The organism is Flavobacterium jumunjinense (genome assembly GCF_021650975.2).
Lineage (GTDB): Bacteria > Bacteroidota > Bacteroidia > Flavobacteriales > Flavobacteriaceae > Flavobacterium > Flavobacterium jumunjinense.
Genome location: NZ_CP091285.1, coordinates 3,793,284 through 3,812,837, shown reverse-complemented (window position 1 = coordinate 3,812,837; position 19,554 = coordinate 3,793,284). Strand labels below are relative to the sequence as shown.

Annotated in this window: 19 protein-coding genes; 7 read left to right on the top strand and 12 right to left on the bottom strand. The window is 28.3% G+C overall.

The genetic code is table 11. The features are described from left to right. Window positions 1-16 precede the first annotated feature (16 nt). Both L2Z92_RS17275 and L2Z92_RS17270 read left to right on the top strand, forming a co-directional pair. Entirely contained in the window at window positions 17-934 is a 918-nt protein-coding gene (locus tag L2Z92_RS17275) for an ABC transporter permease (RefSeq protein WP_236455831.1), read from the top strand. Then, window positions 931-1,608: an ABC transporter ATP-binding protein gene (locus L2Z92_RS17270; protein ID WP_236455830.1), complete on the top strand. Its 678-nt coding sequence runs from the start codon at window positions 931-933 to the stop codon at window positions 1,606-1,608. The genes L2Z92_RS17275 and L2Z92_RS17270 overlap by 4 nt, the downstream gene beginning before the upstream one ends. 5 nt (window positions 1,609-1,613) lie before the next feature. On the opposite strand, the gene L2Z92_RS17265 is transcribed toward L2Z92_RS17270, so the two are convergent. Beyond that, complete coding sequence (locus tag L2Z92_RS17265) at window positions 1,614-2,285, bottom strand: spermidine synthase (RefSeq protein WP_236455829.1); 672 nt, start codon at window positions 2,283-2,285, stop codon at window positions 1,614-1,616. Between the two features lie 55 nt (window positions 2,286-2,340). On the opposite strand from L2Z92_RS17265, the gene L2Z92_RS17260 reads away from it, so the two are divergent. Continuing rightward, window positions 2,341-2,898, top strand: coding sequence for a 1-acyl-sn-glycerol-3-phosphate acyltransferase (locus tag L2Z92_RS17260; RefSeq protein WP_236455828.1), 558 nt, complete (start codon window positions 2,341-2,343; stop codon window positions 2,896-2,898). Here the strand turns inward: L2Z92_RS17260 and L2Z92_RS17255 are convergent, their stop codons facing one another. Continuing rightward, window positions 2,899-3,381, bottom strand: a complete 483-nt coding sequence (locus tag L2Z92_RS17255; protein WP_236455826.1) for a helix-turn-helix domain-containing protein — start codon at window positions 3,379-3,381, stop codon at window positions 2,899-2,901. Between the two features lie 312 nt (window positions 3,382-3,693). On the opposite strand from L2Z92_RS17255, the gene L2Z92_RS17250 reads away from it, so the two are divergent. Genes L2Z92_RS17250 through L2Z92_RS17240 form a run of 3 tightly spaced genes read left to right on the top strand, consistent with a single transcriptional unit; the run spans window position 3,694 to window position 5,915 of the window. Continuing rightward, window positions 3,694-4,851, top strand: coding sequence for a M14 family metallopeptidase (locus tag L2Z92_RS17250; protein WP_236455825.1), 1,158 nt, complete (start codon window positions 3,694-3,696; stop codon window positions 4,849-4,851). A 36-nt stretch (window positions 4,852-4,887) separates the two neighbouring features. Beyond that, on the top strand, window positions 4,888-5,367 hold the full coding sequence (locus L2Z92_RS17245; protein ID WP_236455823.1) for an Lrp/AsnC family transcriptional regulator: 480 nt from the start codon (window positions 4,888-4,890) through the stop codon (window positions 5,365-5,367). Window positions 5,368-5,402: 35 nt separating this feature from the next. Continuing rightward, a complete protein-coding gene (locus L2Z92_RS17240; protein ID WP_236455821.1) occupies window positions 5,403-5,915 on the top strand; it encodes a DinB family protein in 513 nt (170 codons plus the stop codon). Between the two features lie 39 nt (window positions 5,916-5,954). Here L2Z92_RS17240 and L2Z92_RS17235 read toward each other — a convergent pair whose 3' ends face one another. The 4 genes from L2Z92_RS17235 to aroB all read right to left on the bottom strand — a co-directional run bounded on the left by L2Z92_RS17235 (window position 5,955) and on the right by aroB (window position 10,121). Continuing rightward, window positions 5,955-6,257, bottom strand: coding sequence for a hypothetical protein (locus L2Z92_RS17235; RefSeq protein ID WP_236455819.1), 303 nt, complete (start codon window positions 6,255-6,257; stop codon window positions 5,955-5,957). A gap of 88 nt (window positions 6,258-6,345) precedes the next feature. Next, entirely contained in the window at window positions 6,346-7,317 is a 972-nt protein-coding gene (locus L2Z92_RS17230) for a deoxyhypusine synthase family protein (RefSeq protein WP_236455817.1), read from the bottom strand. Window positions 7,318-7,364: 47 nt separating this feature from the next. Continuing rightward, the gene (locus L2Z92_RS17225; protein WP_236455816.1) at window positions 7,365-8,762 is read right to left on the bottom strand and encodes an arginine decarboxylase; all 1,398 of its coding nucleotides are present in this window, start codon (window positions 8,760-8,762) and stop codon (window positions 7,365-7,367) included. Between the two features lie 291 nt (window positions 8,763-9,053). Then, window positions 9,054-10,121, bottom strand: a complete 1,068-nt coding sequence (gene aroB / locus L2Z92_RS17220; protein WP_236455813.1) for a 3-dehydroquinate synthase — start codon at window positions 10,119-10,121, stop codon at window positions 9,054-9,056. A 97-nt stretch (window positions 10,122-10,218) separates the two neighbouring features. Here aroB and L2Z92_RS17215 point away from each other — a divergent pair, with 97 nt between their 5' ends. Continuing rightward, complete coding sequence (locus L2Z92_RS17215; RefSeq protein ID WP_236455811.1) at window positions 10,219-11,385, top strand: proline dehydrogenase family protein; 1,167 nt, start codon at window positions 10,219-10,221, stop codon at window positions 11,383-11,385. 220 nt (window positions 11,386-11,605) lie between these two features. On the opposite strand, the gene L2Z92_RS17210 is transcribed toward L2Z92_RS17215, so the two are convergent. The 6 genes from L2Z92_RS17210 to L2Z92_RS17185 all read right to left on the bottom strand — a co-directional run bounded on the left by L2Z92_RS17210 (window position 11,606) and on the right by L2Z92_RS17185 (window position 19,541). Beyond that, complete coding sequence (locus L2Z92_RS17210) at window positions 11,606-11,935, bottom strand: hypothetical protein (RefSeq protein ID WP_236455809.1); 330 nt, start codon at window positions 11,933-11,935, stop codon at window positions 11,606-11,608. Window positions 11,936-12,019: 84 nt separating this feature from the next. Next, complete coding sequence (locus L2Z92_RS17205) at window positions 12,020-12,823, bottom strand: alpha-ketoglutarate-dependent dioxygenase AlkB (RefSeq protein ID WP_236455807.1); 804 nt, start codon at window positions 12,821-12,823, stop codon at window positions 12,020-12,022. Window positions 12,824-12,840: 17 nt separating this feature from the next. After that, entirely contained in the window at window positions 12,841-14,070 is a 1,230-nt protein-coding gene (locus L2Z92_RS17200; protein WP_236455805.1) for a hypothetical protein, read from the bottom strand. Between the two features lie 187 nt (window positions 14,071-14,257). Continuing rightward, window positions 14,258-14,560, bottom strand: a complete 303-nt coding sequence (locus L2Z92_RS17195; protein WP_236455803.1) for a hypothetical protein — start codon at window positions 14,558-14,560, stop codon at window positions 14,258-14,260. Between the two features lie 166 nt (window positions 14,561-14,726). Then, window positions 14,727-18,851 carry an AAA domain-containing protein gene (locus L2Z92_RS17190; protein WP_236455802.1) on the bottom strand — a complete coding sequence of 1,375 codons (4,125 nt, stop codon included), beginning with the start codon at window positions 18,849-18,851 and terminating at the stop codon, window positions 14,727-14,729. 186 nt (window positions 18,852-19,037) lie between these two features. Further along, window positions 19,038-19,541, bottom strand: coding sequence for a MepB family protein (locus L2Z92_RS17185; protein WP_236455800.1), 504 nt, complete (start codon window positions 19,539-19,541; stop codon window positions 19,038-19,040). Window positions 19,542-19,554 lie beyond the last annotated feature (13 nt).

The following is a 19,554-nucleotide window of genomic DNA, read 5'->3' as shown; positions in this document are numbered from 1 at the left end:
CAAATGTAAACTAAAAATGAAAGAATATTTTGAATTGCAAATCCGAATGATGAATCGTCATTTGTCTGAATTTGGAATACCACCCATTTTAGTTTACGGTTGCACACCTTTTTTATTCTTTTATGCTTCCAATGAATTATTTTCTAGAACAGATTATGCAACTTTCTTTTATTTATTTCTTGGATTAAGTTTAATTTTTCAATTAGGAGAAAAAAAGAAGAACGATTTTCTAAAATTTACTTTTTCAAAAACGGATTACTTTAAGATTAGAATCGCTGAAAATAGTTTGATTCTAATACCATTTATTTTTTTTCTAATTTATAAGGAATATTTTATAACAGCCTTTTTGCTATTTGTATTAGGTTTTATTTTAGCATTAATGACTTATGAGAATACATTTAATGTTTCAATTAAAACTCCTTTTTTTAAACATCCTTTTGAATTTTGTATTGGATTTAGAAAAACATTTTCCGTTTTCATTTTAGCTTATTTTTTAACTTTTATGTCGATTCGTGCAGAAAATTTAAACTTAGGATTTTTTTCAATATTAATGGTTCAATTTATATGTTTGAATTTTTATACAAAACCAGAAAGTGCTTTTTATGTTTGGATCTATTCCATGAGTCCTAAAGAATTTATATTTTATAAATTCAAGATTATTGTCTTGTATTCAACATTATTATGTTTGCCAATTGTTATTGCATTATGTCTATTTTTCCAAAATGAAATAATTACAATTGTAGGCATTCTTTGCTTAAGTTATTTTTTCATTCTAACAGGAATGTTAGCAAAATATGCTGCTTATCCAGATGCTATTTTCATTAGAGAAGGAGTAGTGCTTGCTTTTTTGGTTTGGTTTCCACCAATACTTGTTTTAATACTTCCGTATTTATATGTTCAGTCAATAAAAAAGTTAAATGATGTATTAGTATGATTAAAATTGAAAATGTAAGTAAGTCTTTTGGTAAAAATATAATTTTATCGAATATTAATCTTTCTTTTGAAAAAGGAAAAGTTTACGGAATTGTGGGCGAGAATGGAGCAGGCAAAACTACGTTATTCAATTGCATATCGGGATTAGAATCCTATACAGGAGTTATTTCAAGTGATTATGGAATTTTAAAAGAAAAGTTAGGTTACCTTCAAACTGAATCTTTCTTTTTTTCAAAGATTACAGCTAAAGAATATCTTCAATTATTATGTGTTGCTAGAAAAATGCCACCAATGGATTTTGAGGATAAAAATATTTTTGATCTTCCTTTAAATCAGTATGCCGCTACGTATTCTACTGGAATGAAAAAGAAATTGGCACTAACTGCAATTTTATTTCAGAAAAATAATTTTTATATTTTAGACGAACCTTTTAATGGAGTTGATATTCAAAGTAACATAGTTATAACAGAATTAATTCATAGATTGAAAAAATCAGGAAAAGCAGTTTTGATTTCTTCTCATATTTTTTCTACACTAAGTGATACTTGCGATGAAATTTTTGTTCTTAAAGATGGGAAAATTAATAAGAGCGTAAAAAAAGAAAATTTTAGCATATTAGAAAATGAAATGAAAGAATTTTCAATACAGTCAAAACTGGATAAGTTAGATTTTTAACGATTCTAATCTATTTTGTTTTTTTCTATAATTATTAACTGATTATAATATTCAACATTTGAAAATGTTTTACAAATGTAAATATCTTTTTCAAAATGTTTCATAAAGTCAACATTTCGTGTTTCATTAGTTTCATCAAGTAGCATTGTGTTGAATAAAATAAAACCATTTTTGGTTACAATTTTTTTAATAGCATTGATAAACTCTTGACTAAATAAAAAATCGGGCATTTTCGAATCGTGAAAAATATCAATAATAATCAAATCGTATGTGCGGGTAGTTTCTGAAACAAATTGAGAAGCATCTGCTATAACTGTTTTATAATTTGGAATTTTATCTAAGCCAAAATAGGTGTTAGAAATTTCAATAACACTTTCATCAATTTCTACTCCTATAATATAAGCTTTACATTTTATTTCATCTACTAATGTTTTTACAACACTTCCTCCAGCAACACCTAAAACAAGAATTTCGTTCATTGTTGAAATTTTGTCGAAACCAATATAAGACAAACCTTTTCGAAGCACTTTTTGTAAGCTACCATAAGAATAATTTGTATTTTTAGAATCTAAAACAAGTTTACCATTATTCCAGGTAACTTCTAAGTTTTCACTAATAGAAGATTTTTTTTCAAAAATGGTAATCGGGAATAAATAACTTAATAATCTTTTAATCATATAAAATTCTTTCTAATTGTAAATATAATTTTAATTTTACAGCAAATCATAACTAATGAAACAAAAAATATATCGATTTATATTTTGCTCAATCTTTGGTTGGGAAGTAGTAGGTACAATTAATGACGAAGTTAAGAAATGTATTATTATTGCGGTTCCACATACAAGTTGGTGGGATTTTTTCCTTGGAATTTTTTCTAGAGGAATTCTTAAAAAGCAAATCAATTTTCTAGCTAAAAAGGAATTATTCATTTTTCCTTTTAATTATTTTTTCAGATGGGTTGGTGGTGCTCCTTTAAATAGAGGTAAAAAAGAAAATAAAGTTGATGCAATTGCTAAAGTATTTGCAGAACATGAAATTTTTAGATTGGCTTTAGCACCAGAAGGAACTAGGAAAAAAGTAGAGGAATGGAAAACGGGTTTCTATTATATGGCAATGAAGGCAAATATTCCAATTATTCCTGTTGCTTTCGATTATGGAAAGAAACAAGTTGTTTATAATACACCTTTTTATCCAACTGGAGATATTGAAAAGGACATGAAAGTTCTAAAATCCTATTATAAAGGTGTAATTGGTAAAATTCCTCAAAATAGTTTTACTACAATTGATTAATTATTCGGGTGTATAGTTCTTAAACGTACCATTTTTATAAAAAACGACAATTCGGTCAATATCCGAGTTGTTTTTTTTTGGCTCTAAATTTTGCGTATTCGACTCTTGGTCTGAAAAATTTTCAAATACGCGCGTATTTTGAGGGTTGTCAATATCACTAAATAAATTGTTTTTTTCTTCGGTTCCAATTTTTTCTTTTAAATTTTCATTCGTTGGAGTATGAGTTGTTTTTTTCTCTTCCAATTTTTTTTCTTCTTCTTTTGGAAAACTTCCTTTTCCATTTAATATCCAATACAAATCTACATCCGGAAATTCTTCAACCACTTTTAGAACAAAATCTAAACTAGGTTTATTTCTTCCTGAAAGGAGGTGAGATATACTTGAACGCTGCACATCTATCTTATCTGCAAAAGCAGATGCAGATAAATTGTAATATTCAAGTAGTTTTTCGAGTCTTTTTATGAAATCATCAATGTTTACCATTGTAAACTGTATTAAGTTAGGAATAACACTTTAGAGTGTTTACAAATGTAACCAATATGATTGACATTAGCAAATATTACTAAATAAAAGTATTTTTTACTTAAACTAAAGCTTCTTATTTAGGTGTTTCAACTACTGATTTACAGTTATTTAAATAACAATAAGTAAAACATGGTTTATAATTGTTAAATAACATAATAATTAGCTAGTACAGAGATAAATTACTGTTTACAATTGTTATAATAAATTACAATTCGACTGTTTACAAATGTAAAATATATCTTGTTTACATTTGTAACATAATTTTAAGTCATGAACAATTTACAATTAGCAACAGAACATTTAGAGAATGAATTAAAGGGGAGATATGTTACAAATAATCATATTTTACCATTAATGAAGAAGTTACCCAACCAATTTAGAGTAAAAACTATTGGCAAATCAGTGTTAGACAAGCCTATTTATAGCGTAGAATACGGAATTGGACCAATTAAAGTACTAATTTGGTCGCAAATGCATGGAAATGAGTCCACAACTACTAAAGGTCTGTTTGATTTTTTTAATTATTTATCTTCTGATACCGATTTTTCAAAAGAAATCTATACAAAATACACACTTTACTGTATTCCAATACTAAATCCAGATGGGGCAGAGGTTTACACTCGTGTAAATGCGAATGAAATTGATCTAAATAGAGATGCTTTTGAGATTACACAACCAGAAAGTAAGCTTTTAAGGAGTGTTTTTGAGGATTATAAACCCGATTTATGTTATAATTTACATGATCAACGTACAATTTTCGGTACAGAAACCTATAATTTACCCGCTACAGTCTCTTTTTTAGCACCTGCTTATAATGAGTCAAGAGAATTCAATGATGTACGCTTAAAAGCTATTAAAATCATCAATAGAATGAATGATAATTTACAAAAATTCATTCCAAATCAGGTTGGGAGGTTTGATGATTCATTTAATGTGAACTGTATTGGTGATTATTTTACTTTTAGAGGCGTTCCAACGATACTTTTTGAAGCTGGACACTATAAAGACGATTATAATCGAAATGAAGTAAGAAAATTCATCTTCTGCTCTTTGTTTGAGTCGTTTAAACAGACAAACGAAAACGATATAGTTAAAAACGAATTGGATTTCTATTTGAAGATTCCGCAAAATTCTAAGTGTTTTTACGATTTTCTTTATAAAAATGTGAATTTTATTGATAATACAGAGAAAAAAACTATTAACTTTGCAGCTCAATATACCGAAGTCTTAAATTTGGATGTCATTGAGTTTGAAGCTCGAATAATTCAAATTGAAGATTTAGAAAATCATAGCGGACATGTTGAATTTGATTTAAATGAGATTGTTTACAATTGTAACATCTCTAATTTACCTGAAATAGGAGCGAAGGCAGACTTTGTTTTTGGTGAAAAAGTTAAATTTAAAAATGGTAAGCAATATGAGGTATAGTTTTACGTTGTATTACATAATTTATTATATACTTTTATGAGTAAGTTTCGTTTAGATGAAGTTGATCATCAAATTTTAGACATGTTGATTGACAACACAAGGGTTCCATTTACAGATATAGCAAAAAAGCTGTTAATATCTGCAGGTACAGTACACGTTAGGGTGAAAAAAATGGAAGATGCAGGGATTATACAAGGTTCATCTTTAACTTTGGATTATGAAAAATTAGGCTATTCTTTTATTGCTTATGTAGGAGTTTTTCTTCATAATACTTCTCAAACTAAATTCGTTTTAGAAAGAATTAATCAAATTCCTTATGTGACAGTGGCTCACATTACAACTGGAAAGTTTAATATCTTTTGTAAAATTAGAGCGAGAGATACAAAACATGCAAAAGAAGTTATTTTCATGGTTGATGATATTGATGGTGTGTATAGAACGGAAACAATGATTTCTCTTGAAGAGAGTATCAACGACAAAAAACGATTAATGCATACTATTTTTAAAGAACTTTAATATTCAATCCCGATTTTTAATCGGGATTTTTTTATATGATACAATTCAATCAAAATGAGTTTGCACCCTTTTATGCAAATTACGTCAACAAATCGATGTTTGTTAAAAACATTGTAGAAGGTTTAAAAGCACAAGAAGAAGAAATTGTTTCCTTTTTCAAAAATATTCCAGAAAATAAGCATGAATTTAGATATGCTACAGGAAAATGGACAATTAAAGATGTTTTATTGCATCTAATAGATGTGGAACGCATTTTTGCATATAGAGCATTACGAATTTCTAGAAATGATACAACTTTAATTCCTGGATTTGATGAGAATGAATATGTTGATAATGCAAATGCTACTACTAGAAGCTTAGAAAATTTAATAGAAGAATATATTTTAGTTAGAAAAGCAACAATTGCATTATTTTCTAGCTTTACAGAGGAACAATATATGCGTATAGGTAATGCATCAAATAATTCAGTTTCTGTTCGTGGATTAGGCTATATTATTTTAGGTCACGAAAAACATCATATATTAGTTATTAAAGAAAGGTATTTATAATAAAAAAGGTATGCGATTTGCATACCTTTTTTATTGAATCTAATCTTCATCTTCATCTGCTTCATCAGCGATTTCTAAATCAGCTAATGACTCTAATGAATCATCTGCAGAATCATCTTCATCATCTTCATCATAATTTTCAATTCTGTCGGCTAGTTTAGTACTTACTTTTACTAAGAAGATTGTATCTTCAGTACGTACTTCAACAGCTTCAACTGTTTCATTTTTAACATTTTTAAAACGAATGATGTCAGAATCATCATATCCTTCTGGAAATTTTTCAACTAAAAGGGTCAAAATTTCGTTTGTTAATTTTGCGTAATCAACAATTACTCTTTTCATTTGGGTTAGTTTTAATCAGGTATTTTTATCAAATGTAAGACCCTTAAGGTAATTATCAAATTGTTTTCTTATTTTTTTTTCAAAAAAATTACCAACCTAAAATATAAGCAAAAATTAACGGCACAACTATAGTTGCATCTGACTCTACTATGAACTTAGGTGTAGTGATATCAAGCTTTCCCCAAGTAATTTTTTCATTTGGAACTGCTCCAGAATAAGATCCGTAACTTGTTGTTGAGTCTGATATTTGACAAAAATAACTCCAAAAAGGGATGTCATGCATCTCCATATCTTGATAAAGCATTGGTACAACGCAAATTGGGAAATCTCCTGCAATTCCTCCACCTACTTGGAAGAATCCGATTCCTTTTCCTTCACAATTTTTTGGATACCAATCTGCTAACCAAGTCATATATTCGATACCACTTTTTGTAGTAGATACTTTTAATTCTCCTTTAATACAGTAAGAAGCAAAAATATTACCCATTGTACTGTCTTCCCATCCTGGAACAACGATAGGTAAGTTTTTTTCTGCAGCAGCAACCATCCAAGAATCTTTAGGGTCGATTTCATAGTATTGCTCTAAAACTCCAGAATTAATCATTTGATACATAAACTCATGTGGAAAATATCTTTCTCCTGCTTTTTCTGCTTTATTCCAAATGTCAAATAAATGAGATTGTAGTCTTCTAAAGGCTTCTTCTTCTGGGATACAAGTATCTGTAACACGATTGAAATGATTGTCTAATAAATTTCTTTCCTCTTGAGGCGTTAAATCTCTATAATTAGGAATTCTTTTGTATGATTTATGAGCAACTAAATTCATAATATCTTCTTCAAGATTTGCTCCTGTACAAGAAATAATATGAATTTTATCTTGACGAATCATTTCTGCTAATGATTTTCCTAACTCAGCCGTACTCATTGCACCTGCTAAAGTTACCATCATCTTTCCATTATCTAATAAATGTTCTTCATATCCTTTTGCAGCATCTACTAATGCAGCTGCATTGAAATGTAAATAATTGTGCTCTATAAATTGACTAATAGGTCCTTTCATATTTTTTATATTTAATTGTCTAACTTTTTTACGCGTTAAACTGTTTATTATTTTTTATATCCTAAAATATTCATGATATCTTCTGCCTTTTGCTGTTCAGAGAAGACTTCTGTCGCAATAATTCCATTTTCATCTCTATCAATTAAGATGTGTTTTGGTTGTGGAATTAAACAGTGATGTAAACCTCCAAATCCTCCAATGGTTTCTTGATAAGCTCCTGTATTGAAAAATCCAATATATAATGGTTTCTCTTTGTTGTATTTTGGTAAGTATACCGCATTCATGTTTTGTTCTGAATTGTAATAATCATCACTATCACAAGTTAAACCACCTAATAGCACCCTTTCGTAGGTATCATTCCAGCGGTTAATCGCCAACATAACAAAACGTTTATTAATTGCCCAAGTATCAGGTAGCGTAGTAATGAAAGAACTATCGATCATGTTCCATTTCTCTCTATCATTTTGTTGTTTTTGATACAATACTTGATAAATTGCTCCACCACTTTCTCCAACTGTGAAAGATCCAAATTCTGTAAAAATATTTGGAACATCTACTTCTGCATCATCGCACGCAATTTTGATTTGATTTATGATTTCGTCAATCATGTATTGGTAATCATATTCAAATGCTAATGAGTTTTTGATTGGAAATCCACCACCAATATTTAAACTATCTAAAGAAGGACATTCTTTTTTAAGTGCAATATATACTTTTAAACATTTCAATAATTCATTCCAATAATAGGCTGTATCACGAATTCCTGTATTAATAAAGAAGTGAAGCATTTTTAATTCCACTTGTTTATTCTCTTGAATTTGTTTTCTGTAGAAAGGAACTATGTTTTTGTAACCAATTCCTAATCTAGAAGTATAAAACTCAAACTTAGGTTCTTCTTCGGCTGCAATTCTAATTCCGATTTTGAATTTTCCATCAATTTGTTCTTGTAAAAGATCTAACTCTTCATAGTTATCAATTACTGGAATTGTATTTTTTTGACCGTTATTAATTAAACGAGCAATATTATCTACATAAGCATCACGCTTAAATCCGTTACAAATTACAAAGGTCTTTTTTGTAATTTTTCCTTCAGCTAACAAATTTTCTACGATGTTAATATCTATTGCAGAAGAGGTTTCAATATGAATGTTGTTTTTAAAAGCTTCATTCATAATAAATTGAAAATGAGAACTTTTTGTGCAATAACAGTATTGATAATTACCTTCGTACTTGTGCTTTTCCATTGCTTTTCTAAACCAACCTTTTGCTTTGTTGATATTGTTAGAAATTTGTGGTAAATAGGTAAACTTTAAAGGTGTACCATATTGTTCGACCAGTTTCATTAAATCAATATTATGAAATTCAAGATTGTCTTTGTTTAATTTGAACTCTTCTTGAGGAAAATAAAAAGTTTGATTTATTAAGTCGTAATATTTTGTATTCATTTGAATATTAGGTTTTAAAATTAAAAAAATAGTAATTGTGCTGCTCTTTTAATTTTTCAAAGCCTAATATTTGCAAACACTATAAGCAGTTTTTCATTAAAAGCTTTTAAAAGTTCAAATAAATGAATAAAAAGTGTATTGCGAGAATGTATAATACTAGAAGTTGAAGATGCTTTTCGGGCTCTTCCTTTCATTTTTTCATCCAATTGTATCGTAAAAATATTGTCTCTCATTCTAATGCAAATGTAAAAATATTTTTAAGCTATTTTATATTTACTAATTAAAATATTTTTATGATTTATAATCGTTGAAAGCTTTGTAAATCAATTCATTATCTGATTGTTGATTTATTTTTATACTTCCAATGCCTTCAAGTAGCGCAAATTGGATTGTTCCGAACTCATTTTTTTTGTCATAAATGAGCAAATCAATACAGTTTTTAATATCTGTTTCATTAAATTCAACAAAATCATAGATATCGCTAATTACATATTTTATTTCTTGATATTCTTCATTAGAGATCAATCCTTTTTCTTTAGAAATAAAGGCTTCTAAAATCATTCCAATAGCAATTGCTTCTCCATGAAGTAAGCTTGTTTTTTCAGAACTTTCAAGATAGTAACTTTCAATTGCATGTCCTAATGTATGACCATAATTTAATGCTTTTCTGATACCATTCTCGGAAATATCTTCAGAAACAATCTTATTTTTTATTAGAACTGATTCATAAATTAAATCGTCTAAGTCTTCTGTATTTAAAGCAGTTGTGTCTTTTAATTTGTTCCAGTAGGTTCTGTCATAAATTAATCCATGTTTTAACATCTCTGCAAACCCAGATCGCATTTGATTACCTTCTAATGTTTCTAAATACTGTGTGTCTATAATTACTGCTTTAGGTTCTCTAATAATTCCGATTTGATTTTTTAGATTTCCTAAATCGACACCATTTTTTCCTCCAATTGATGCATCAACCATAGAAAGTAGGGTAGTTGGAATGTTGATGAAATCGATACCTCTTTTGAAAGTACAAGCAATAAAGCCTCCAATATCTGTAATTACGCCTCCACCTAAATTAAGAATGATGCTTTTTCTATCTCCACCAAGTTCAGTAAGAGAATGCCAAACTTGCAAGCACGTTTCTATATTTTTATTTTCTTCACCTGCTTCCAATTCGATGATTTCAATTTCGACATCAGTTGCAAGTAATGATAAAAATCGAGGCAAACAATGGCTAGAAGTATTTTCATCTGCTATGATAAAAATTTTAGAATAGTTTTCAACTAGTAAAATTTCAGATAAATAGTGGTACCCGTTTTCCTTAAAAAAAACATTATAATTGTTTGCTTGAATGGTTTGCATTGTAATTGTTTTCTATATTTATTGCAAAATAAGGCATTTTTTATTTAAAATTACAACGCTGTAAAGTATATTTGCACTTCAAATTTATTAACTACAGATGGAGAAAATATTTAACAACACACAAGTTGCTTTTGAGTTAAAAAGTGATACACAATTGGAAAGGGCTTATTTCTTATTTAAAATGATTGAAATTCAGCCACTTGTACGAATTGGTACAGCCGTTACAAATTTCGCATTGAAAGCGCACTTACCTGTTGAAGGACTAATAAGAAGTACAGTTTTTGACCATTTTTGTGGAGGCGTTAGTGAAAACGATTGTTTGCGAGTAGTAGATAATATGTTCACTAAAGGTGTTTCTTCTGTTTTAGATTATTCTGTAGAAGGAAAAGAAGATGAAAAGCAGTTTGATGCTGCGTTAGATATGACCATTAAAACGATTGAATTTGCGAAAGAACGTTTAGCTATTCCTTTTGCTGTTTTTAAACCTACAGGTTTTGGACGCTTTGCATTGTATCAGAAAATAGGTGAAGGGAAATCTTTTACAGCTGAAGAACAATCGGAATGGGATAGAGTAGTAGCTCGTTTTGATAAAGTATGCCAAATTGCTCATGATAAAGATGTTGCATTGTTGATTGATGGTGAAGAAAGTTGGATGCAAGAAGCAGCTGATGATTTGGTTACTAACATGATGCGAAAATACAATAAGGAAAAAGCTATTGTTTTTAACACGTTACAAATGTACCGTTGGGATCGATTGGATTACCTTAAAAAAATACATGCTTTGGCTAAAGCTGAAGGTTTCTATATTGGTATGAAATTAGTTCGTGGTGCCTACATGGAAAAAGAAAATAATAGAGCAGAGGAAAATGGATATCCAACACCTATTTGTGCAACTAAACAAGCTACAGATGATAATTATGATGCTGCAGTTGTTTATATGGTTGATAATATTGAAAGAATGGCCATTTTTGCAGGTACACATAATGAAAATAGTTCCTATCGTTTAATGGAATTAATGAATGAGAAAGGTCTTGAGAAGAATGATTCTCGTGTCTTTTTCGGTCAATTATTCGGAATGAGTGATAATATTAGTTATAATTTGGCTGCTGCTGGATATAATGTTGCTAAATACCTTCCTTTTGGACCTGTTAGAGATGTGATGCCGTATTTGATTCGTAGAGCTGAAGAAAATACTTCTGTTGCCGGACAAACGAGTAGAGAGCTTGATTTAATAAAGAAAGAAAGAGCTAGAAGAAAATTATAATACAAATGAATCCCTCTAAAACGAGGGATTTTTTATATCTTATCTTTTTTTATATTAAGTGTTAATTCGTAATATAAAACTACTGCCAAAATTATTCTATAAAGTAATGGGGCTTTTTTTCGACTGCCTTCTTTTAAGATTAAAGAAATTAGCATATTTGAAGCGACAAAGCTAATACAAATTCTAACAAAAGGTATTTCTTAGATATTTTATGTGTTTTTTAATTAATGATTATTTTTTCGAAAGTATTTTCAAATTCATTTTCAGTTATCAAATGATTGACTATTTCTTCAACTTCTTTTATGTTGATTTTATCCACAAGTAACATATTTGAAGCCCAAAAGTATTTTCCATTTAAACATTCTCCTGTATTTTTATTCTTTTTTCTTAGCATTTCAATGTTTTCATAGGTGAAAAAAGTAGCTACAAACTGCGTGTCATCTGAAAATGTAATAATTACATCACTATTATCATTTGTTTCTAAAGTACCACCAATAATAGGCCCTTTAATTTCGCTTTCTATCCATATTTTTTTAATTTCCTTTTTCATTTATTAACCTTTTTAATTTCCAATCAGTTCCTTTTTTAATCTATCAATTTTATTGAAGCAGTGCCCCTTTAGACTAGGTTAATTTCACAAACTCTCTTTTGGCTCAATTGTATCACCAATACTTAAAGTATAGGCTAGTTTAGGATAGGTAAAATCTAGGTTTCTGTTTTCTTCACCTCTAATTCTAAAAAAATCTCTTTTTTGATCTTCATTTGCTACTACTAATGGTTCTCCATTTATAAAACAAGGATTACTATCTTTAAATTGAATGTAGGTATCTGATGTTCTAAAAGTTATACCTAACCATTTATTATCGGATGTTAATGGCTTTTGTTTTGGAACTTGCTCTAATATAATTCTATGTGAAAATTTTGTATTGGTATGCAATGAAAATAATACAACCGAATTATGTTTTAGTGGAATATCAAACTCTTCAAGCGTTATCTTATCTTTTATTTTTAGCTTTCTTAATGTTTGTGCTGTCAATTCTTCTGGTTTTTCATAACAAGTGAAAAGACCAATGTAGGAATCTTTTTTTAGATCTAAAGATTGGTCAGAATGATATTTCATTGTAGTATACTCTTTATCGTAAATTTCGATTAGTGCATTGTTAAAATCGAGTTTTGGTAAAACATTGTTATCATTTTCAACAATTGTATCATTTATTTTTTCAACAATTTGATGATGTAATGGCAAAAAATAATGAGGCGGAATTGTATATGTAGTTGTTGTTCTTACTAATGGAATTTTCTCTTGCTCAACTTTAACTAAATGATTACCAATTCTTCCTTTTGTAATATTTTCGAAATGAATTGATTGAGATAATTCCTTAAATAGGTTGTTTTCTAAAGACAATTCAATGGTATAAAAACCTTGGTTATTTTGCATTTTTTATTGTGTTCTGTTTAGTAAATTGGTTTTTCATAATCTCCAGAATTCATACTGAAATGGACTTTTCCATAGTCGACTTTCTTTTCTGTTTTGTTTTCTTCATAATAGGAATTACGTAAATTTTCCATGGTTTCTGAAGTCATAGATTCTAATTGAATCCGTTTTCCGTTTTCTTTAATATAGGTTTGATTGTTCATATAGACAGCTTCTAAATTGGAACAACGTATTACATAGCCCATTCTAATAGGGATTTGATCTACATTTAATACGGACGGTTTAATTTCGTGGGTGTATAATCTATTGGTTGAAAGTGGAATTAAAAATACTGAATTTGGATATAATGTAACGCTAAATTCTTTTTCTAAACTAGGATCATCAACCGTATTTTTCAATTTGAAATGCAAACGGGTCAATCCGCTTGTTTGTTTGTATACCCAATCAAATTTGTCGGTTTCAGAAGGTTTTAGTTGATCAAAATTGGTTTTGTCATAGAAAGTGCAAAAAACAATTAGTCCTTCTTTTGGCATATCCTTTGTTTTGTCAGAATGGGCTTTAATTTTCGATTTTACTTGTTTTGTATTTGCATCGGTTTTCAATTTATTCTCATAAATCTGTACTAATACATGATTTAGCTTTATTTCTTTTTCGAAAAGATATTTAATTTCGTCATTTAAAGTAGTAATGATTGTAGTATCGGTTTCGCGAAAATTATCAGTAGGTCCTGTTAAATTACTAGAACATCGTAAAAGATTAAAATGTAATTTTTCATTATCATTTTCTGCCTTTTCTTTTACTATTTCGCTTAAATAGATTCCTTTTCTTAATGCCTTAGCGTCTTTATTGGATTCTGTTAAATGTTGAAATTCATGTTCCGATTTTATCTTATTAAAATACTCATTATCATCAAAAAAACGTCTAAAATAGACCCCTGAATTACTAATTAGAATAGGAACTTTACCTAATGTGATGAGATGAATATTTTCTTTATTACTTTTCTCATGATGAATAGAAATTTCTTTAATTACATATAAATCTAGAGGAGTGTTTCCATTTTCAAGTTGTTCAATATCTCCACAGACATAGATTTTTTTATCCTTTACAGGAATTTGAATTTCAGAAATAGTCGTTACTATTGTTCCACAAAAATGATTTATTAAGTATTTATAATCTTTGGATTCATTGTTACCATTTGTTAGGTCTAAAAGAATGTTTTTATCTTTTGAAATACTATTTTCGCTATTCATGTTGGTATTTTCTAAATTTAGTAGTTTGTCAGGGTTAATAGATACTTGTTCTTACAAATATAACGCAAACTTTTAACTCTTAGGTGGGGTCAAAAAACAATTGAAGTAATAGGTTTAACTTTGTGAAAATTTGAAGTTTTTACAAAGGTGGGCTTGCAATGAGTTAAAACTATAAAATTTGTATTACTTATTGATCTTTTTTGTTGATTTTCTGTTTTCCATAAAACTTCACAAGGAATTTTCCAAATATAAAATATAGACCAAGAACTGTTACTCCACCAATTAAATAGCCATTATTTAATAATTCTTTATAATCATAATTGATATAGTATAATAAAACACAAAGGAAAAACTGAAGAATAGCATAGGTAATATTCCCATTAGGACTATATCCAAATAATCCTAGAAAATGAGTTTTTGTAAGTCCAAAAATGAGATGAGGCATTGCATTTACTAATAATGCTCCAATAATGAAGTCTATTGCATTCATTTGCTAATTATTTTTGTTAAGTGTGTATTAAATGTTAATCTTGAATATCTTGCAATTGTAATACTTAGTTAGATTTATTATATTGATCTAGTTTTACTAGATAACTTTTTTAATATTTTACTTTCATTTTGTAATTGAAAGTAATAGTTCAATCAAATATTTCTGTTTATTTTTTGTCTTCTTTATTAACAACTTCAATAGTTTCTTCTAAACCAATTTGAAGGCTTGAAAGTTCATTTTTGACAATAATAACATCATCAGTAAATGCTAGTCCTATTTCTGATTTATCTTCAAATATTGATGGGCTACTGTTTTCAATAGCCTTTATAAAATCTACAAGTTTTTTTGTTTCCATTTTTGGGTTTCTCCACCAATTTGTACTCCATATTCTATGGAATACAAATCCGTTTCCTTCAAGAATCTTTTGTCGATGTCTATCGTGCAAATATGCCTCTTGGCTAGAATGAAAAGCAGCTCCATCACATTCTATTGCTATCTTTGGAAGTCCCATATGTTTTGTATCATAAACCATATCAATTCTAAAACCAGCAAATTGATGTTGAGGAATTATATTTTTTTTATCAAAATGTTCAGTTAGAGCTTCATAAACTTCTTCCTCAAATGGTGACTCTAGGTCTTCATTTATGTTTTCAATTGTTTTGTTTTTAGTAGAATTCTCTGCGAGGATATTTAAGACTGAAATTCTTGCTTCATTGTCTTGCTCACTAACAGCTTTTGAGTAGGCTAAATAAGCATATAAAGCACCTTTTCGGTTATTTGAACCTTCATTTATTAAATGCTTTTTATAATTTAAAAACACATCTTCTGGAATTGAAGAGCATACATAAACTTTGTACTTTGCTCTTGTAATGATAACATTTAAAAGTTTGTATCCTTTTTGATGATTTATTGAGCCAAACCTTTGGTTAAATTTTCCTTCTTTATTAATACCATAAGTAGTTGAGAGAATTATTACATCTCTTTCGTCTCCTTGAATATTTTCTAAATTTTTGACAAAAAAACCATTTTCTTCAAGCTCAATTATTTTATTATTAAATTCGCTATATTTCTCAAATTTTCTTCTTTGATTTATCTTTTCTAAAATTAGATTTCGTTGGTTGATGTTAAAGGTTGCTATTCCAACTGTTGGATATTCTCCATTAGGTAGTCTTGAAATATTGTTGTCAATAATTGATAAAATTGTTTCAGCTTCTGCGTCATTAGAATTATCGGAATATGTGCCGTTTACAGGTACATAATTTATCGGAATATATTCAAAATCGTTAGGAAGTGGTTTTAATCGTTGATTATAAAAGGCATAATTTGAGTAATCAATTAGGTAGGGATGCCTTGAACGATAATGAAAGTCTAAATGTTTTTTCTCAAAACCTAATTCGGATGCGAAATCAAGAAGAGATTCACAATCAGAAAGTGAATTGCTTATATCGTTTTTAATTTTATCTATTTCATCTTCAAATTCATCTTCATCCTCAATTACACCGTCAAATATTTTGCTAAAATAATTTGAAGGTGGCATTTGGTGCTCATCTCCTGCAATGATAATTTGTTTCCCTTTTAAAAGTGCTGGTAAATTATCTTCTAATTTTAATTGACTCGCCTCGTCAAACATAACAATATCAAAATATTGGTTTTTACCTTTAAAGAGGTTACTTGCTACGTCTGGTGTTGCTAGAATTATTGGAAAAAAAGTAGTAAATAAATCCATATCCATTTTTACTATTTCTCTTAGAGATAATCGTTTATGTCTTTTACCTGCTCGTTTGTTGTATAGATTTTCAACAGCTAAATTTGGGTTCTTATCATCAAAATCTCTTGTTGCATCTATTTGTTTTGAAAACCAATATTCTCTAATATATTTAATCTGTTCTTTTTCAAGTTCAGATAAAGATTTTCCTAATTCTATATGATCGTTATCATTTGTTGGTAAATCCATGTTTGCAGAATTTACAAGCATAGAATTAAGATAGAAAATTAAAAATGTTTTTTTCCAATTTGTTTTTTTCTTTAATTGGTCAAGGATTAATTTATTTTCAGCCGACAATTCATTATAAAATTGAAACCACTTAAACTCGATTGAAAAAAGATCACTCTCATTTGCGAAAAATTGTTCTTTTGAATCTACTAAATTCTGAATTTGAGAACTCAACACATTGTGAGAATCTCCATTCAACTCTTTGTTAGTCCAATTTTGTTCTTTGATTATAGTTTTTAAGTTACTGAAGTTTGCTTTTATTGTTTGTAGAAGTTCTGTTTCAAATTCCTTTTCAGTTGATTTAATTAAGTTTAGTAATTTGTACTCATTTTCGATTTTAGATTGAAACTCATTATCAATTCTCTCAATAATTTGTTTATAGTTTTTAAGAATGTCTCGATTCCCTTTAATAGAATTAGAAAAACTAATGGTTTCAAAGTCTTTACTGTGATAAGTTTTTAATGAATAATCGTTATATAGAGAACCTATATTTTTTTGATCTGCGAGTGTTGTTTTCTTCTCTTTTGAAAATATTGAAACTATTTTAAATAAAAATCCGTTTGTTTTTTTTTCATCTAAAAAATCATTATTTGCTTCGTGTTTTTTTAGAATGCTTTGGATAGAATTTTCAATAGAGCTAATTGATGCTTTTTGAAAATTAAATTGTTCTTTTCTTATTTTATAATATTCTACTTCATAGTTTGAAACGTTATCTAATACTTTTTTTAACTCTTTTTTATAGATTGAAAAATCCTCTTCAATCTGTTGTTCTATAATAAATGGATTATCTCCAACTAATTTTGCAGAGTTGATAAATGAAAGGTCTAAATGAGGTCTAAAATCATCATATAAATTTTGACCTTTTCTAATCAGTTCTAATAATTGATTTAGTTCAGATGATTCATAACTGAATGTATCTTTTGCTAAATCAAGATTGTAATCTTCTGAGTTGTCTTTTAATTCAGATAATAGAGAACCAACAATATGGCTCCAATTTTTATTACCAACTAAATTTTCACCTATTTTTTTGTGTTGTTTATTTATTGTATCAATTAAGTTTTTTGACTTATCAATAATATTATCTAAAGTCTCTTTAGAGTGAGAGTATCTGTATCGACGATTTGAAGAATTGTCTACTCTCTCTCTCACAGAATCAACAGCTAATTTTCTATCTTTAACAATATCTTTTAGTAAAACGCATTGATAATTAAGACCTTTTTCATTTAAAGCATTATGAAGTACTTCTAAAGCTGTTCGCTTTTCACAAACAACGATTGTCTTTTTTTGATTCTCTAATGCATTTACTAAAACTGCTGTAAGCGATTGACTTTTTCCTGTACCTGGTGGCCCTTGAATTAAAATGTTTCGAGACTTTTTTAGAGAATGTAAAATTCCTTGTTGAGAAGGATCGGTTTCCACTGATGATATTGGTTGAAACGTATGTTCTTCCATATCCTCAAGGTCAATTGTTGCACCTTGTAATTCAAGTAAATTGGCATAATCGTGAATAATATTTTGCTTCTGAACCTCAAAAATTGAAAAAAGACCACCAAAATCTATAAATGAATTATTAGATGTTAATGGTAGTTTTTCATAATATTTTTTTTCTGGAATAGATTTTATTTCATTTAGCTTTTTTTCAAATGTTTCGCGAAGATTATCTGGAATTGAGCTATTTATAGATTCAATGATGTTTACACATATATCTAAAAGTTCATTTTTATCAATTAATCCATCATCTAAAAAGTCAGTTGAAATTTGATTAATTTCTATTTTTGAATCGTTTTGTAAATGATTTATTAAAATCTCATTTATATAAATTGGGTCATCTTCTGTTCTTAATATTTCCCAAGTATTAAATTCTTTTGTTCTTCTTATCCTTAATGACCAAATTAAAATAGGAGCAACCGTCAATTTATTATCTGATTCGTCTCTTCTTACAAGTATTGGAAAACCAAAACCGAATGTGTTTATTCCTTTCTCCGATTCTATAGCATCTGTTTGATTGATTAAATTCTCGAAAGATTTTGTAATTTTTACTAACTGTATTTGATCTTCTTCAAAAAGTGAGTTTAAATCTGGAACATTATCTTTCCAACTAATTTTGAACTTTAAAGGTAACTCTGTTAAAAGTGAATTTATAAAATTTGTAGGTAGTTTTTCATCAATATGAGATAATCTCGTTAAATCGAACTTATATCTTGAATTTGCAGGAATTGCATTTAAATGGACACCTCTTCGACTACCAACTTTAAGTCGATTTTGTAATTCAATCAGTAGCTTTTCAGTTATCTCCATAATTTTTGGTTAGTTTAATTTATTTAAAGCATTCTAATTGAGTATATGATTTATCTATTTTATCAAAGACTATTCTCAGAATATTTTTTTAGTAAATCATTTAATATTATTCCTCAAATATATTTAAAATAAAATTATTTATAAATATTGAATCCTTAGATTCAAAAAACTTATTCTTTTTACTAACTAATGCAAAGAATACTCATTATACAACTCACTCACTTTCTTTAAATCGGTTAATGGCTTAATTTCATAAAAATAATGCAGTTGCCATTTTTGTGATTTTTCAGCTTGTTTATTGTTGGCAATATCCCAATTCGGATACACTCTAAAGGCTCTTTTTCCTTCTTTTGTATCTGTCGAAATGATTCCTTTTTCTATGAGTATCGCTTTTGGAAAAACAAATTGCCCCATTTTGTCTTCTAATTGGACAGTTACTACATAAAAATCGATCAAATCATTTTCATGTAGGGGTTCAATTGGTCCTTTATTATTTCTTTTCCAAAACGTTACAAATTGTCCTCTTTTTGTTGGTGTTGTTTTTGCATTTCTATAAACAATATTTAAATTGTTTAGTAGGAATCTACAAGCTGCATATTCTTTGCTTTCTTTTTCGGCTTCAAAGTTTGTAATTTGTAGATTACATTTAGTATAAATTTCATCTTGTATTCTTTTTAGTGTGTTGTCCATTATTGTATTGCTA